The following is a 16,296-nucleotide window of genomic DNA, read 5'->3' as shown; positions in this document are numbered from 1 at the left end:
ATTATGAGCTTTGAATCTTTGGCAGACCTAAAAGCCATCGAGAACGAAAAAACGTGGGATGAACGGGGCAACCCAACCACGATTTATGAAATGCTGACCAACACCAAGGACAAGTTTCCGAACCGTCCGGCGGTCAGCTATCAGATCTTCTCTGGCCCCAAAGACAAAGCTGAGACCGTCACCTGGTCCGAGCTGCACGCCAAGACCACCCAAGCGGCCAATATGTTCCGCGATCTCGGCGTGGGTGAGAAAGACACCGTGGCCTTTGTGCTGCCAAACTGTAACGAGACCATGTATGCTCTGCTTGGCGGTATGGTTGCGGGCATTGTGAACCCGATCAACCCGCTGCTGGAGCCGGAACAAATCGCCGCCATCCTGCGCGAAACCGATGCCAAAGTGGTGGTGACCCTCAAAGGCTTCCCAAAAACCGATGTGGCGCAAAAAGTGGCCGAAGCCGTGCGCCACGCCCCACATGTGCACACGGTTCTGGAAATTGATCTGGTCAAATACCTGACCCCGCCAAAATCCTGGATTGTACCGCTGATCCGGCCCAAGGTTTCCGGCCCGCAGCACGCGGACTTCAAAGACTTCAACAAGGAGCTGGCGAAACACGCAACCACCTTGCAGTTTGCCGACAGTGATGGCGATCGCGTGGGGGCCTACTTCCACACCGGCGGTACCACCGGCATGCCAAAGGTTGCACAGCACCTCTATTCCGGCATGATCTACAACGGCTGGCTAGGCGATCGTCTGCTCTTCACCGAAGAAGACAACATCATGTGCCCGCTGCCGCTGTTCCACGTGTTTGCAGTGCATGTGATCATGCAGGCGGCAATCAAATCCGGCGCCCATGTGGTCTTCCCAACCCCGGCGGGCTATCGCGGCGATGGGGTGTTTGACAACTTCTGGAAGCTGATCGAACGCTGGAAAATCTCCTTTATCATCACCGTGCCAACGGCGGTGTCTGCTCTGATGCAGCGCCCGGTGGATGCGGATATTTCTTCTGTAAAAACCGCCTTCTCGGGCTCGGCACCGATGCCAATGGAGCTTTTCAAGCGTTTCGAAAGCACCTGTGGCGTCGACATTGTCGAAGGCTACGGCCTGACCGAGGCCACCTGTCTTGTGTCCTGCAACCCGCCTTCGGGAGCAAAAAAGGTAGGCTCTGTCGGCCTGCCGTTCCCCTACACCGACGTGCGCATCATCAAAAACACGCCTGACGGTCCGGTGGAATGTGCGGCGGACGAGGTGGGCGAGATTTGCGTCTCCAACCCCGGTGTTTATGCGGGCAACACCTACACCGAAGCGGACAAAAACGTGGACCTGTTCCACTACGGCACGCACCTGCGCACCGGCGACTTAGGACGTCTGGATGAAGACGGCTATCTCTGGATCACTGGTCGTGCCAAAGACCTGATCATTCGTGGTGGTCACAACATTGATCCGGCGGAGATCGAGGAGGCGCTTCTGGCGCATCACGATGTGGCCTTTGCTGGTGCAATTGGTCAGCCAGACAGCCACGCCGGCGAAGTCCCTTGTGTTTATGTCGAGCTGGTGGAAGGCGCGAGGGTGACGGTTGAGGACCTGATGAGCCACGCAAAGGTGCACGTGCATGAACGCGCTGCGCATCCAAAATATGTGGAGATCATGCCGGAGCTTCCTAAAACCGCTGTGGGCAAAATCTTCAAGCCGGACCTGCGCAAAGCCGCCATTACCCGCATTTACAATGCGGCATTGGATAAGGCCGGCGTGCCGGCTCAGGTCGACTTTGTGCTCGACGACAAAAAGCGTGGCTTGGTGGCGCAGATTAAGAAATCCGGCGATGCGTCTGACGCAGAAGTGGGCAAAGTGCTGGGTGATTTTGTCCGTCCTTGGGAATGGACCAAAGACGAATCGGCGGCCTGATCCAGCGCAAAGGGGAGGGGGCCAGCCCCCTCGCTGACGCGCACCCCCGGGATATTGGGGGAATGAGAAAGCTATCTACGAAAAAAATAGTAGGGCGCAGCGTCAAGCGGCGCCCTTCCTGATTGCGGTAACAGTTTTCCGTGCCTACTGTGCCTGCAACAGAGTTCAGGGAGGGGACACATGACCCATATTCTCGCCATTGATCAGGGCACCACATCCAGCCGCGCGATTGTGTTTGACGGAGACATCCGCCCGATTGCCAGCGCCCAGTTGGAATTTGAGCAGCACTTCCCGCAGTCCGGATGGGTGGAGCATGACCCGGCGGACATCTGGGTCACCACCGTGGAAACCTGCTCCGGCGCTTTGGCCCGCGCGAAACTCTCAGCCAAAGACATCGACGCGATTGGCATCACCAACCAGCGCGAAACCACCTTGGTTTGGAACAAGACGACCGGTGAGCCGGTGCACAACGCCATTGTCTGGCAGGACCGGCGCACCGCCACAATCTGTGAAGAGCTCAAGGCGGCAAGTCACGCGGATCTGGTACAAGCCACCACCGGCCTGCTGCTCGATCCCTATTTCTCTGGCACCAAGATCAAGTGGATTTTAGACAACGTCGAAGGCGCCCGCGCAGCGGCAGAGGCGGGTGATCTGCTGTTTGGTACCGTGGATTGCTACCTGATTTGGAAGTTGACTGGCGGCAAGGTGCATGCCACCGACGCCACCAACGCGGCCCGCACGCTGATCTATGACATCCACAATGGTGTCTGGAGCAAGGAAATTTGCGCGCTGCTGGGCATTCCGATGTCGATGCTGCCAGCGGTCAAAGACTGCGCTGCCGATTTTGGTGAAACGGATGCTGATTTGTTTGGCGCGGCCATCCCCATTCGCGGTGTGGCAGGCGATCAACAGGCTGCCACCATTGGTCAAGCCTGTTTTGAGGCGGGCATGCTGAAGTCGACCTATGGCACCGGCTGTTTTGCGCTTTTGAACACCGGTGACTCGCCTGTGACGTCGCAAAACCGCCTGCTGACCACCATCGCCTATCAGTTGGATGGCAAGCCCACCTATGCGCTGGAAGGCGCAATTTTCATTGCCGGCGCTGTGGTGCAATGGCTGCGCGATGGGTTGGGCATCATCAATGACGCCTCTGAAACAGCCGCGCTGGCCGATGCGGCTGACCCCGGTCAGGAGCTGATCCTTGTGCCCGCCTTTGTTGGGCTGGGCGCGCCATATTGGAACCCGGAGGCTCGTGGCGCGGTCTTTGGTCTGACGCGGGGCTCCGGCCCGAAAGAATTCTCCCGTGCGGCGCTGGAAAGCGTGGGCTTCCAGACCCGAGACCTGCTTGAAGCGATGCAGGCGGATTTTGACTTCTCCGGCGACACAGTGTTGCGCGTGGACGGCGGCATGATTGCCAGTGATTGGGCGATGCAGTTCCTGTCTGACATTCTGGGTGCGCCAGTGGACCGTCCTGTGGTGGCCGAAAGCACCGCCAAAGGGGCGGCCTGGCTCGCAGGCATGCAGATCGGGGCGTATCCGGACATGGCAGGCTTTGCCGCCACATGGGAGAAAGAAAGCCAGTTTACCCCCAATCGGGATGACAGCTGGCGCGAAGGGCGCTATGCGGGCTGGCAGAAGGCCATCAATGCCACGCTGGCCATGACCGAGTAGTCCTAGCTGGAGAAGTCCGTGTCCAATTCCTGTGCTCTGTGTGGTGCCACTGGCGCCGTGGCTCCTACGGCTGTTGCGCCGCAGGATGTCTCCGTCGACCTTTGTACGGCATGTGCCGCAGGGGTCACCGATGGACCGCAGGATGGTCCACATTGGCAATGTCTGCATGAGGCGATCTGGAGCACGGAGCCTGCAGTGCAGGTGCTGGCATGGCGTCTGCTGAAAGCTTTGCCTGAGGCCCCTTGGGCGCGTGATCTTCTTGATATGGCTTATCTGGAGCCCGATGTGCTGGCGTGGGCCGAGGCAGGCGTATCTGACGCGGAAGAGGCGGTGGTGCATCGTGACAGCAATGGCTCGGTTCTGTCAGCTGGGGACACGGTTGTGCTGATCAAAGACCTGCCAGTCAAAGGCGCGGGTTTCACCGCCAAACGTGGCACGTCGGTGCGCAATATCTCTTTGGTGATGGACAATCCCGAGCACATCGAAGGCCGGGTAGAAAGTCAGCGGATTGTGATCCTGACCAAGTTTGTGAAAAAGAGCTGAGGCAGACCTGCCTCAGACCTCCATCCAGATTGTGACCGGCCCGTCATTGGTCAGCGTGACCTTCATGTCTGCACCAAATTTTCCGGTCTGCACCGGCACAACCTCGCCAAGCTTTTGTGCAAACAACTCATAAAGCCGCTTGCCGTCATCCGGAGCCGCGGCCGTGGAAAACCCCGGCCGGTTGCCGCTGCGGGTGTCTGCCGCCAGAGTGAACTGGCTGATCACTAAGGCGCTGCCGCCAACATCGGCCACCGACTGGTTCATCTTGCCGTTATCGTCCTGAAATATTCGGCACTTGGAAACTTTGGCCGCCAATTTCACAACCTGCGCCTCTGTGTCTCCCTGCATGGCGCAGACCAGCACCATCAACCCCAGCCCACATTCGCCAATCACCGCGCCATCCACGCGCACCTGCGCCTCACTCACCCGTTGCAACAACGCCCGCATCACAGACTCCTCATTTTGGACGCGACCCTGCGCTAAGGGTGTGCACGGTGCAAGCTCCTATTCTCCTTCCAGAAATATCCCGGGTGAGGGGCAGTTTTTCTGTACCGAAGGCAGCGCCCGCATGTCTTACCGTTTTGGCCCGTCCATCACGATGCAGGTGGTGGAGCCGGTGGCATAGAGCTTGCCATCCTCAACACCACGCACCTCGCCGTTGGAAACCCCTGTGGAGCGCCCGACATGTTGCACTTTGCCCACCGCATGCACGGACAAGCCCACCGGAATGGGCCGCAGAATGTTGATCTTGTATTCTAGGGTTGTGTAGATTTGACCGGGCTTGAGCATGGTTTGCACCGCACAGGCCATACAGCTGTCCAATATGGTCCCGTACCAGCCGCCATGCACCGTGCCAATCGGGTTCATTGTGCCGAACTCCGGTGTGCCTTCAAACGTCACGGTGCCTTCGTCCGCTGCAACTGGTTTGAACCCAAGCGTTTGCCCGATGGGTGGCCCAGCCAACTCGCCCCGGATGATTGCACGCATAAAGTCCAATCCGCTCATCGACAGGATGGTGTCCATCGAGGCCAGTTGATCAACAGAAACGGCATAGTGATGTGCGGTCATAAAAACGGCCTCCCTTAACACGTTAAAGAAGGCCGCAAATCTGTCTGCACCTCAAGAGGGGTGGAGCGGCTGTTACGCCACGTTTTCCAAATTCACCGCCGGCGTCACCCCAAGCGCGTGGCACACATCGCGGGTCAACTCCGGACGGTTCATTGTGTAGAAGTGCAGGCTGTCGACACCTTCGTCCAGCAGTTCAGAGCACATCTCGGTGCACACGGCTGTGGCCAGCAGGTCTTCGCGCCCGTCACGTTCTGCCTTTTCGAAGGCATCAATCAGCCACGCTGGCACAGAGGTGCCACAGCGCTCGGAAAACTTGCGCACGCCTTTCCAGTTTTCAATTGGCAGCACGCCGGGCAGGATTGGTGCATCAATGCCCGCTTTGGCACAGGCATCGCGGAACCGCAGGAAGGTTTCCGCTTCAAAGAAGAACTGTGTGATGGCTTCATCGGCGCCCGCGTCAATCTTGCGTTTGAGCCATTCCACATCTGCCGCCATGTCGGCCGCTTCCGGGTGTTTCTCCGGATAGGCGCCCACGCGGATGGTGAATTTTCCGGTTTCTGCCAGTGCGCCAATCAATTCCAAAGAATTGGCAAAACCTTCAGGGTGGGGCTCAAACCCGTTGCTGCCTTTGGGCGGATCACCACGCAGCGCCACCAGTTCAGACACACCAGCCGCCGCAAAGCCGTCTGCAATTTCCAGGGTTTCCGCCTTGGAGGCGTTCACGCAGGTCAAATGCGCCGCCACATTTAGACCAGAAGATTTGTGCAAGGTAGCCACGGCCTCTCGCGTTAGGTCACGCGTGGTGCCACCAGCGCCATATGTCACGGAAACAAAACGTGGATTCAGCGGTGCCAGCGTTTGCACAGTGTCCCAAAGCCGGAATGACGCCTGCAGGTTTTGCGGCGGAAAAAATTCAAACGAGACTTGAGGCATGGTCATAACGGGCATCCTGTAACTTGCGGTTGTCCTCATGTCTCACACATGGCATCTTTACGCAAATTCATAATACTCAAGAAAGACATGAGCCGCACATGAAGATGCACATTGAATTCCGCCACCTGCGCACTGTGCGCGCGATCCATGAATGTGGTGGGCTGGCCCGGGCTGCGGATAAGCTCAACATCACCCAATCTGCCTTGTCCCATCAAATCAAAGGTTTGGAGGAGCAGGCCGGGGTCGAACTTTTTGTGCGCCGCTCCAAACCAATGAAATTGTCGGCGGCTGGCGTGCGGCTTTTGCGCCTTGCCAATCAGGTGTTGCCGGAGGTGGAAAAACTTGAAGCGGAATTTAACGGCCTACGTGACGGCAGCTCTGGTCGCTTACATATCGCCATTGAATGTCATGCGTGTTTTGAATGGCTTTTCCCGGTCTTGGAGCAGTTCCGTAAAAACTGGCCTGACGTAGATGTAGATATCCGTCCCGGTCTGGCCTTTGACGCCATGCCTGCGCTTCAAAAAGAAGAAGTTGATTTGGTCGTCAGCTCCGATCCTGAAAACATGCCCAACGTCTCCTTTAGTCATTTGTTTGATTACGCCCCGGTGTTTGTGGCCTCGTCACAGCACCCGCTGGCACAAAAAGAGTTTGTCGAAGCGGAAGATTTTCGGGGTGAGACCTTGATCACCTACCCGGTGGAACGCTCACGTCTGGATGTGTTCTCGCAATTGCTGACCCCGGCCAAGGTGGAACCCGGCTCTGTGCGCCAAGCGGAACTCACCGCGGTGATCCTGCTGCTGGTGGCGTCCAACCGCGGCGTGTCGGTGTTGCCGGATTGGGTGGTGCGCGAAGTGAAATACTCTTCGGATTATGTCACGCGCCCGATCACCGACAAAGGTCTTACGCGGGCGCTGTTTGCCGCCACCCGCACCGACGATTTGAACAAGCCGTACATGCAGGATTTGATTCAATTGGCGGGCAAAGAAGCACGGCGGTTGCAGTCAGCCTAACCAGCTGGTGAGAGTTTTCTGGTATTTCTCCCCCTGAACAATCTGGGCTGTCGCGTCCATGTTGTTGTGTAACGGTTCATCAGTTTAGGGGGTGGAGTATCTCCCAGCGCGCATTAGACCTCTGTCAGGGTCGCGGCGCGGGCGGCTCCAGTTTTGTTTATGCCTACCACATTTAATGCGATCTCCGTTGGCCAATTGGCCGACATCGACACCACCGAAGGTAACAATCGCGCGGAAAATGCCGCCGCGCTCGAAGGGTTGACCTTTGGCGGTCCTGGCAATCCCTTGGTCAATGACTTTGTCGAAGTCTCGCCGTTTGGCAATGTTGGCTCGGCGTACGATATGGATAACAGTCCCAATGACCAGTTCACTGTGGATGGCGGTAGCCCGCAGTCCTTTGACGGCACCGCCGTCTATAACGCCACGATCACCTATGTGGATGGCACCACGGCGACCTACACTGCGGTGTTGTTTCAGGACACCAATGGCAATGCCTATCTTGCCCCAGAGTTTTCCAACAACGCGGATCAGGCTGCGCTGGAGGCGGGGCCAATCCAATCGATCAGCCTTGATAGCCTGTTGGGCAACCGCTACTCCGGGCTGACAACCAGCCGCGAGGAATGGGACTTCGTGCCGTGTTTTGTCGAGGGGACCAAGATCATCACGCAGAGCGGTGAACATCCTGTCGAAAAACTGCAGCTCGGCGACATGATCCTGACTATGGATCATGGCTTTCAACCGCTGCGCTGGGTTGGCCGTCGTACGGTGCCCGCACGCGGTGTCTTGGCGCCGATCCGCTTTGCGCCCGGCGCGCTTGGCAATGACGTGCCGTTGATGGTGTCTCCGCAACACCGGATGATGCTGCGTGGCTGGCGGGTGGAGGTGAACTTTGGCGAAAGCGAAGTGCTGGTGCCGGCGCTGGCCTTGATCAATGGCGATACCGTTGTGCAGGTCGAGGGTGGCACCGTGACGTATCTGCATCTGCTGTTTGATTGTCACGAGATCATCTACGGCGGCGGTATTCCCAGCGAAAGCTTTATGCCGGGTGAGCAGGGGCTCTCTTCTATGGCGCAGGCCGTGCAGGACGAGATCTATACACTGTTCCCAGAGTTGCAGACCGAAGGATTGCATGTTTACGGCGAAGATGCCCGCCCGTCTCTAAAGGCCCACGAAGCTCAAATTCTGGTGCATTAGGCGCAACGTACGTTGTGTTAACCGGAGGCGGGGCCACAAAACCCCCACCTCCGGGAAACAGTCGTGATACCGACGCTTTACCGACGTGGTTTTTGGTTTTTGCCAAAAGTTAAGCCGTAGCGTTGCGTCGACCGGAAATCAGATCAGTTTCACCAACTGTTTGCCTGTGTTTCCGCCCTTCAGAAGGGACCGGAACGCCGCTGGTGCATTCTCCAATCCTTCGGCTATATCCTCGCCATATGCGATCTCTCCAGCAGCCAGTTTTGGGCCTACGTCACGCAGAAAATCGCCATAGCGGTCGTAATGGTTGGAGATGATAAAACCTTTCACTGACAGCTGGTTAACCAGAATTGAGCGCCACAGACGCGGGCCTGATAGGCTTTCCATTTCAGCGTCGGCACCAAGCCCTCCGGCGTTGTACCAGGCAATCATGCCGCACAGCGGAATCCGCCCGCCGACGTTCATCAGCGGCAGGACCGCATCCAGAAGTTTGCCGCCGACGTTTTCGAAGTAGATATCAATGCCCTGAGGGCATTCCGCGGCCATGGCCTTGCGCAGCTCGCTCGCGGTTTCAAATGCCTTATGGTCAATACAGGCATCAAACCCGTAAGTGTCTGTTGCCTTGGCACATTTCTCTGATCCACCGGCAATGCCAACCACGCGCAGTCCCTTGGATTTGGCAATCTGCCCAACCATCGACCCCACGGGTCCAGTTGCAGCGCCCACTACCAGCGTCTCGCCGTCTTTGGGTTTGCCCAATTCTGTGAGGCCGTACCAGCCGGTGAACCCCGGCATGCCCATCACGCCAAGCGCCGTGGTGATCGGAGCCAGATCAGGGTTAAGCTTTTGCATTTCATGGCCTTTTGCCACACCATGGGTGGCCCAACCAAACATGCCCAGTGCAAAATCGCCGGTAGAAAAACCCTTGTGGTTTGAGGCAATCACCTCGCCCACAGCCCCGCCGCCCATGGTCTCATCAATTTGCACCGCCGCGGAATAGGATTTTGCCTCATCCATGCGCCCACGCATATAAGGATCCAGCGACATATAGTGCACGCGTACCAATACCTCACCTTCTCCAAGTTCCGGCAAGTCCACTGTTTCCAAACGGAAATTTTCGTCCTTCGGCTCGCCTATCGGGCGACTGGCCAGCACCATGCGCTGCATTTGTTCTGTCATTTGGGTGTCCTCCAAAGCTTCGATCTCAGCTTGGGTTCCTTGCCTCATGCTGGCAAGGGTAGGCGGCTTTTAACCAGTTTTTGTGACGTGGCGTTTCCAAAGCGATGTGAGAGCCCCTATAAGGCCTTGGCAAAAAGGGTTTACAGGCGTATACGCGCGCTCTGTGTCAAAAGGAGCCGTGCCATGCCGGGCAGCGCAAATCTGAACATCATGATGAAGGCCGCCCGCAAAGCGGGCCGGTCGCTGGTCAAAGACTTCCGGGAAGTCGAGAACCTACAGGTGTCGACCAAAGGGGCAGGCGACTTTGTCAGCCGCGCCGACATCGCCGCCGAAGAAATCCTGAAAACAGAGCTGCTTGGCGCGCGTCCGACGTACGGCTGGATTGCCGAAGAAGGTGGCGAGATAGCGGGCAAAGATCCAACCCGCCGCTGGATTGTCGACCCGCTGGATGGCACCACCAATTTCCTGCATGGCCTGCCACATTGGGCGATCTCTATCGCCTTGGAACACAAGGGTGAAATCGTTGCGGGTGTGGTGTTTGACGCCGCCAAAGACGAGATGTTTTACGCAGAAAAAGGCGAAGGTGCCTGGCTCAACGACAGCCTGCGCCTGCGCGTGTCGGCCCGTCACCGCATGATCGAGTCGATCTTTGCAACAGGCTTGCCATTTGCGGGCCGTGTCGACCTGCCTGAGACCCTGAAAGATCTGGCGCGCGTATTGCCCGCCACCGCAGGTGTGCGCCGCTTTGGCGCTGCGTCGCTGGACCTCGCTTATGTGGCCGCAGGCCGTTACGAAGGCTTCTGGGAGCGCAAGCTGCAGCCATGGGACGTGGCCGCAGGCTTGCTGATTGCCAAAGAAGCCGGGGCTTTGGTTGAGCCAATGAACCCGGAAGGTAACATACTGGAAGATGGCGAGATGATTGTGGCCAATGAGCCGATTTTCTCCACCTTCGCAAAAGTCATCCGCAACGGCTAACGTACGCTGCCCTTACGCGGCTTTTGCAACTCTATGAAATAGTGAAACCTGGCCCAAATGGGTCAGGTTTTTTTGTCAGAGGGATGATTGACGCCGTCGACCCAGTCAAAAGGCGCAAAGTCTCTGGGGTTTACGCCCTCCAGAGCGCCAATATTGACACCATAGACATCCGGTCTCGAGCGCCTTTGATGGTGGGTGTAGATACCGCAGTTGCGGCAGAAGTAGTGTTTCGCCGTGCCCGTGCCCCACGTGTAAAGCGTCAGGCATTCGTGACCGGACACTATTGTTAAGTCATCCAGTTTTACGTCGACATTTGGCACTGCGCGGCGGCGACAAAAGGAACAGTCACACAGCATGGCCTCGCTGGGATCTTGAACCAGCGTGACGCGCAACTCGACAGAGCCGCAGTGGCAGGTCAGCTTATGGCTCATCGCCGTTTTCTCCTTACGCGGGGGATTGAGCTTTGGCTCAGTTTGTACTTGGCCTCAGGGTGGGGCGGGTGGCCATGGGTTTGATACCAATAGGCAGTGCCGCCGCGCTTGAGCCACACCGGGATGGCCAGAACCGCGCCCACAATAAAACCGCCCGCGTGCGCCCAATGCGCCACGCCGCCACCTGCCGTGTCCACTGCAACGCCATTGAACACTTGCAGCGCAAACCACACCCCCAGCATGATCCAAGCGGGAACTGTAAAAATGCGGAAAATGATGATCAATATCAGCAAGATATCGACCTTTGCCTTGGGGAAGAGTAGTAGGTAGCCGCCCATCACGCCGGCAATGGCTCCGGAGGCGCCAACCATCGGGACTTGGCTATCTGGGTCGGCAGAAATTTGGGCAAAATCTGCACCCAAGCCGGACAACAGATAGAAGGTGAGAAAGCCAACGTGGCCCATCTCATCCTCGAGATTGTCACCAAAGATCCACAAAAATAGCATATTACCAAACAAATGCATCCAGCCGCCATGCAAGAACATGGAGGTTACGAGACCATGCAGTTTGCGGCCTTCGGTGACTTCACCAGGCAGTAAGGCCCAGTCTTGAAAGAACTGGGCCAGACGAAAGTTATCCCCCATAATAGGTTGATAACTCAGGAAGATCCCGACATTCAGGAGGATCAGCGCATAGACGACATAAGGCGTGCGTCCGGAGGGGTTGTGGTCGCGGATTGGAAACATGGCGCCAAGCTGCGAGGATTTTTGCGGAAGGTCAACTGCTCCCGCTCAAAAGCGCCGCGTTGCCGCCTGCTGCCGTGGTGTCCACACAGACATGCCGTTCGCCCAGCACCCGCGCCGTATCTGGCCGTCCGGTGATCAACGGTAGGATTGGTCCATCGCGTTGTGCCAAAGCCTGGTCGTATGCCCGCGCGCGATCCGTATCCCCCCACCACATTGCGCCGGAAAAACCGCTCAATTCTGTGAGCGCCTCTTCGGGAACCGCCCCGCTTGTCATAAGTGCTTGCCCGCCAAGATTACGAACAATCTCGGCCTGCGCTTTGGCTGTTTCGGCACCAGGCCCCATGCACAGCATCGGTTCCCGCGCATAACTGGTCAGCCGGTTGGATTCGCCGGTTGGGCCGGGCAAAGAAATGGTGGTGGCGCTGGTTTCGCCTCCCTCACGATTGATCTTGTCTAATTCCGCGTGCGCCACGTCGGCGGGCATAATACTGTCCCATGTCCCCGCATCTTCCATTTGCACAGCCGCAAACCGGGCAAGGTAGTGTGGGCCACCCGCCTTGGGTCCGGTGCCTGAAAGTCCTTCACCGCCAAAAGGTTGTGAGCCAACGATTGCGCCGATCTGGTTGCGGTTCACATATATGTTGCCCGCTTTAACGCGATCAGAAACATGTTGCACTCGATCATCGATCCGGGTCTGCAGACCAAAAGTCAGGCCGTAACCGGTTGCGTTGATCGCATCGATCACAACATCCAGCTCGTTGGATTTGAAGGTTGCCACATGCAGCACCGGGCCAAAGATCTCGCGCTCCAGATCACCAATGCCGTTTATTTTGATCAGTGTTGGTGCAATGAAAGTCCCAGTTTGCGGTGTCGGCATTTGAAACAGAACTCGCCCGTCGGATTGGGCTTGAGCGATGTGATCTGCAATGCCGCGACGGGCTGCTTCGTCAATTACCGGTCCGCTATCGGTGGATAATAACCACGGATCGTTGAGCGACAGCTCATTCATCGCACCTGTCAGCATCTCCAACAGGTTTTCTGCAATGTCTTCCTGCACATAAAGGCAGCGAAGCGCGGAACAACGCTGGCCCGCGGATTGGAACGCACTTTCGACAATAGCAGTGACAGCCTGCTCGGGCAGGGCCGTACTATCGACGATCATCGCGTTCAAACCGCCGGTTTCGGCAATTAACGGTGCACCAGGGGCCATGTTGTCCGCCATGGTGGCGCGAATGCGCAGCGCGGTTGCCGTAGAGCCGGTGAAGGCCACGCCGTTCACGCGAGGGTCTGAGGTCAGCGCGGCACCCACAGTTGCGCCGGAGCCGGGCAGCAATTGCAAGGCGTCGCGTGGCACACCGGCCTCATGCAGCAGCTTCACGGCTTCATGAGCGATCAGCGGGGTTTGGTCAGCCGGTTTGGCGAGTACTGCATTACCGGCGGCCAAAGCGGCGGCCACCTGACCGGAGAAAATTGCCAGCGGGAAGTTCCATGGTGAGATACAAGTGAAGGCACCCGCGGGTGGGATTGAAGGCGCGTTGGCGCCGTAGTATCGTAGAAAATCAACAGCTTCGCGTAGCTCTGCGACAGCATCGTTGGGGGTTTTTCCGGCTTCCCGGGCGAGCAATGCAAAGAGCGCGCCATAGTTTTCTTCATAAAGGTCTGCTGCTTTGGACAGTATCGCGCCACGCTCAGCTGGCGTCGCGTCCCAAGGCTTTGTTGTGCTCAGGGCGCTCTCCACATCCGCTGCGCTTGCGTGGGCCACGGTGCCAGGGCTGTCAGTTGGCAGGAATGGGTTGTCTACCGGCTGTGCAGCCTCCGGCGCGGCCTCGGCAGCTAGCAGCGGGGCCGCGTGCCATTGCGCGTTGCGATACAACTCCCGCGCTGTGTCCAGTGCGTTTAGGGTTGGGGTGTCCGTCAGATCAAACCCTTTGGAGTTCACCCGCTCTGGTGCAAAAAGTTCAGGCCCTCGTGGCAACACACCTTCGGTTGACTGCACCTGATCAAACGGGTCGCTTGCCACCGCCTCAGCAGGTACGTCTTCGTCGACAATTTGGTTCACAAAAGACGAGTTAGCACCGTTTTCAAGCAGACGCCGTACCAAGTAGGCCAGCAAATCCCGGTGTGCGCCAACCGGTGCATAAATCCGGCACCGCGTACCTTGGTCTTTTAGAACGATGTCGTGCAGGGCTTCACCCATGCCATGCAAGCGCTGGAATTCAAACGCAGATTTGTCGTCTGCCATATGCAAAATCGCGGCAACTGTATGCGCATTGTGCGTGGCAAATTGCGGGTAAATTCGATCCGTCATGTTGAGCAGTTTACGGGCGTTGGCAATGTAGGAGACATCCGTTGCCGCCTTATTGGTGAACACCGGAAAGCCGGGGATGCCTTCAACTTGCGCCCGTTTTACTTCAGTGTCCCAGTAGGCGCCTTTTACAAGGCGGACCATGATCTTACGGTCCAGTTTTTCGGACAGTTCATAGAGATAGTCCAGCGTCGCACCGGCGCGTTTGCCGTATGCTTGCACCACGACGCCAAAGCCATCCCAACCTGCCAAGGCAGGTTCGCTCAATACTGTTTCAATCACATCCATGGAAATCGCCAACCGGTCGGCCTCTTCGGCGTCGATGTTGAGGCCCATGCCTGCGGACTTGGCTAGCAAAGCCAGAGAGCGCAAGCGCGGTACCAGCTCTTCCATCACCCGATCCTGTTGCGCCACTTCATAACGGGGATGCAGTGCGGAGAGCTTGATAGAAATGCCGGGATTGTCGCGGCTTTCATGGTTGCTGCAGGCTGTGGCAATGGCGGTGATCGCGCGGGAGTAGGCGAGGTGATAGCGCATAGCATCGGCATCAGTTTTGGCCGCTTCGCCCAGCATGTCGTAAGAGTAAGTGTAGCCTTTTTTCTCCATACCTTCCGCACGTTTCATAGCGGAGGTGATGGTTTCGCCGAGGACAAACTGGCGGCCCATCTCTTTCATCGCGCGACCAACTGCCGTGCGAATTACGGGTTCGCCCAAGCGTTTCACGGCACCGCGTAGGGAACCGATTAAACCTGTATTTTGGTCGTCCATGACTTTGCCAGTTAGCAATAGCGCCCAAGTTGACGCGTTTACCAGTGAGGAGGTTGATTGCCCCAGGTGCTTGCCCCAGTCCGATGGCGCAATTTTATCTTCAATCAGGGCATCGATTGTATCCGCGTCGGGCACCCGCAGAAGAGCTTCGGCTAGGCACATCAACGCCACGCCCTCTTCGGTTGAAAGGCCATACTCCGCCAAGAAGACTTCCATCATTCCCGGACTGGTTTCTTCGCGGATCTCGCGTACGAGGGAGGCACCTTTGCTGCAGATTGATTTGCGATCCGCCTCAGATAGAGCACTGGCCGCTTTCAATTCCTCCACCAATGGGGCTTCGATGCGATAAGTGCTGGTGTCAATCAAGTTGCGCGCAGTGCTCATGGATGTCTCCTGTGGTTTGTGTCAGTATACCTTTGTATTCGCAGGCCGTTTGACCAATTATTGTGGATCGGCTGGCCGAAATGGAAAATGTTTTGGAGGATTACAGTGCAAAACGCGCAAACTGATTTGGATCGCTTCGATCGTGCGATTCTGGATGTGCTGGGGCGAGATGGCCGCATTTCAATCACGGATCTTGCGCGGGAAATTGGCTTATCCAAAAGCCCAACGCAGGCGCGGTTGCGTCGGTTGGAGAGCGATGGCGTGATTACGGGCTACCGCGCGTTGCTGGACCCAATTCGTTTGGGACTTGATCACGTAGCTTTTGTTGAAGTGAAGCTGTCAGAAACACGTGAAAAAGCGTTGCGGGCCTTTAATGCCGCTGTTGCAGAGGTGCCAGAGATCGAGCAGGCACATATGATTGCCAGTCATTTTGACTATCTGCTGAAAGTCAGGACAACCAATATGGCGGCCTATCGACATGTCTTAGGCGAGAAGATCTCTGCATTGCCACATGTTGCCAGCACCTCCACATATGTGGCGATGCAAGCGGTAAAGGAGACTGGGCTCGCGGAGATGTGACTTTGTTGATCGGCGTGTCACGTGGCAGCATTTGGTATGAAACTCTTTGTTGTCGCTTTCCTGATTGCGGGCACGTCTTCGGCTGCGGAGTGTCCCAAAGCCCCAGATCACTCCGCAGCCGTCGATAGGCTCATTGCGCGGGTTCAAAAGGCAGACGACCAGCAGACCGCGCAAGAAATTTCCAATGACATGTGGCAGTTCTGGACTGACGCACCAGATGAGGTTGCACAAGAAATTCTGGACCGAGGTATGCAAAAACGATCCGCGTGGGATCTGCTCGGTGCGCGCGAAGATTTTGATCGGCTTATTCGATACTGTCCCGAATTCGCAGAGGGCTACAATCAGCGGGCGTTTGTGAATTTCCTGCGTCAGGATTTTGAGGCGGCACTGTCTGATTTGGATAGGGCGATTGCACTGTCGCCCAAGCACATCGCCGCTTTGTCTGGCCGCGCCTTAACCTTGATCGGATTGGGCCGCACCGCGGAAGGGCAGGATGCCCTTGCGGCAGCGTTAGAGCTGAACCCGTGGTTGCCCGAACGCAGTTTGTATAAACCGGCGCCAACAAATATGGCACCGGGCGAAAAGCTCTAACCTTCCGCACTTTACAC

General features: G+C 57.1%; 15 protein-coding genes. 8 read left to right on the top strand and 7 right to left on the bottom strand.

What is annotated here, in order from left to right; genetic code table 11:
* Nucleotides 1-3: 3 nt before the first annotated feature.
* The 3 genes from QOL67_RS07340 (at nt 4) to QOL67_RS07330 (ending at nt 4,116) form a co-directional block, all read left to right on the top strand.
* Nucleotides 4-1,902 carry an acyl-CoA synthetase gene (locus QOL67_RS07340; protein WP_283425308.1) on the top strand — a complete coding sequence of 633 codons (1,899 nt, stop codon included), beginning with the start codon at nt 4-6 and terminating at the stop codon, nt 1,900-1,902.
* A gap of 180 nt (nt 1,903-2,082) precedes the next feature.
* Nucleotides 2,083-3,573, top strand: coding sequence for a glycerol kinase GlpK (glpK, locus tag QOL67_RS07335; protein ID WP_283425307.1), 1,491 nt, complete (start codon nt 2,083-2,085; stop codon nt 3,571-3,573).
* Between the two features lie 18 nt (nt 3,574-3,591).
* Complete coding sequence (locus QOL67_RS07330) at nt 3,592-4,116, top strand: PhnA domain-containing protein (RefSeq protein ID WP_283425306.1); 525 nt, start codon at nt 3,592-3,594, stop codon at nt 4,114-4,116.
* Between the two features lie 12 nt (nt 4,117-4,128).
* On the opposite strand, the gene dtd is transcribed toward QOL67_RS07330, so the two are convergent.
* The 3 genes from dtd to metF form a co-directional block, all read right to left on the bottom strand.
* On the bottom strand, nt 4,129-4,563 hold the full coding sequence (dtd, locus tag QOL67_RS07325) for a D-aminoacyl-tRNA deacylase (RefSeq protein WP_283425305.1): 435 nt from the start codon (nt 4,561-4,563) through the stop codon (nt 4,129-4,131).
* Between the two features lie 126 nt (nt 4,564-4,689).
* Nucleotides 4,690-5,184 carry a PaaI family thioesterase gene (locus QOL67_RS07320; RefSeq protein ID WP_283425304.1) on the bottom strand — a complete coding sequence of 165 codons (495 nt, stop codon included), beginning with the start codon at nt 5,182-5,184 and terminating at the stop codon, nt 4,690-4,692.
* A 72-nt stretch (nt 5,185-5,256) separates the two neighbouring features.
* Nucleotides 5,257-6,123 (bottom strand): methylenetetrahydrofolate reductase [NAD(P)H], encoded by an 867-nt coding sequence (gene metF, locus QOL67_RS07315; protein ID WP_283425303.1) that lies wholly within the window; start codon nt 6,121-6,123, stop codon nt 5,257-5,259.
* A gap of 98 nt (nt 6,124-6,221) precedes the next feature.
* Between metF and QOL67_RS07310 the strand changes: the two genes are divergently transcribed.
* Nucleotides 6,222-7,127 carry a LysR family transcriptional regulator gene (locus tag QOL67_RS07310; RefSeq protein WP_283425475.1) on the top strand — a complete coding sequence of 302 codons (906 nt, stop codon included), beginning with the start codon at nt 6,222-6,224 and terminating at the stop codon, nt 7,125-7,127.
* Between the two features lie 159 nt (nt 7,128-7,286).
* Nucleotides 7,287-8,321 (top strand): Hint domain-containing protein, encoded by a 1,035-nt coding sequence (locus QOL67_RS07305; protein WP_283425302.1) that lies wholly within the window; start codon nt 7,287-7,289, stop codon nt 8,319-8,321.
* Between the two features lie 138 nt (nt 8,322-8,459).
* Here the strand turns inward: QOL67_RS07305 and QOL67_RS07300 are convergent, their stop codons facing one another.
* Nucleotides 8,460-9,500 (bottom strand): NADP-dependent oxidoreductase, encoded by a 1,041-nt coding sequence (locus QOL67_RS07300; RefSeq protein WP_283425301.1) that lies wholly within the window; start codon nt 9,498-9,500, stop codon nt 8,460-8,462.
* Nucleotides 9,501-9,683: 183 nt separating this feature from the next.
* Here QOL67_RS07300 and QOL67_RS07295 point away from each other — a divergent pair, with 183 nt between their 5' ends.
* Nucleotides 9,684-10,475, top strand: a complete 792-nt coding sequence (locus QOL67_RS07295; protein ID WP_283425300.1) for an inositol monophosphatase family protein — start codon at nt 9,684-9,686, stop codon at nt 10,473-10,475.
* Nucleotides 10,476-10,537: 62 nt separating this feature from the next.
* On the opposite strand, the gene QOL67_RS07290 is transcribed toward QOL67_RS07295, so the two are convergent.
* From QOL67_RS07290 to putA, 3 genes are read right to left on the bottom strand one after another with little or no spacing between them, the layout of a single operon-like run.
* The gene (locus QOL67_RS07290) at nt 10,538-10,906 is read right to left on the bottom strand and encodes a GFA family protein (RefSeq protein WP_283425299.1); all 369 of its coding nucleotides are present in this window, start codon (nt 10,904-10,906) and stop codon (nt 10,538-10,540) included.
* Nucleotides 10,903-11,652 carry a rhomboid family intramembrane serine protease gene (locus QOL67_RS07285; RefSeq protein WP_283425298.1) on the bottom strand — a complete coding sequence of 250 codons (750 nt, stop codon included), beginning with the start codon at nt 11,650-11,652 and terminating at the stop codon, nt 10,903-10,905. The genes QOL67_RS07290 and QOL67_RS07285 overlap by 4 nt, the downstream gene beginning before the upstream one ends.
* A gap of 31 nt (nt 11,653-11,683) precedes the next feature.
* Nucleotides 11,684-15,109: a bifunctional proline dehydrogenase/L-glutamate gamma-semialdehyde dehydrogenase PutA gene (gene putA / locus QOL67_RS07280; protein ID WP_283425297.1), complete on the bottom strand. Its 3,426-nt coding sequence runs from the start codon at nt 15,107-15,109 to the stop codon at nt 11,684-11,686.
* Nucleotides 15,110-15,196: 87 nt separating this feature from the next.
* Between putA and QOL67_RS07275 the strand changes: the two genes are divergently transcribed.
* Together QOL67_RS07275 and QOL67_RS07270 are read left to right on the top strand one after the other, a co-directional pair.
* Nucleotides 15,197-15,688 carry an Lrp/AsnC family transcriptional regulator gene (locus QOL67_RS07275; protein ID WP_283425296.1) on the top strand — a complete coding sequence of 164 codons (492 nt, stop codon included), beginning with the start codon at nt 15,197-15,199 and terminating at the stop codon, nt 15,686-15,688.
* Between the two features lie 36 nt (nt 15,689-15,724).
* Nucleotides 15,725-16,279 carry a tetratricopeptide repeat protein gene (locus QOL67_RS07270; RefSeq protein ID WP_283425295.1) on the top strand — a complete coding sequence of 185 codons (555 nt, stop codon included), beginning with the start codon at nt 15,725-15,727 and terminating at the stop codon, nt 16,277-16,279.
* Nucleotides 16,280-16,296 lie beyond the last annotated feature (17 nt).

This window comes from Shimia sagamensis (assembly GCF_900182745.1).
GTDB classification, from domain to species: domain Bacteria; phylum Pseudomonadota; class Alphaproteobacteria; order Rhodobacterales; family Rhodobacteraceae; genus Shimia; species Shimia sagamensis.
This window is presented reverse-complemented; position numbering and strand designations above follow the sequence as displayed.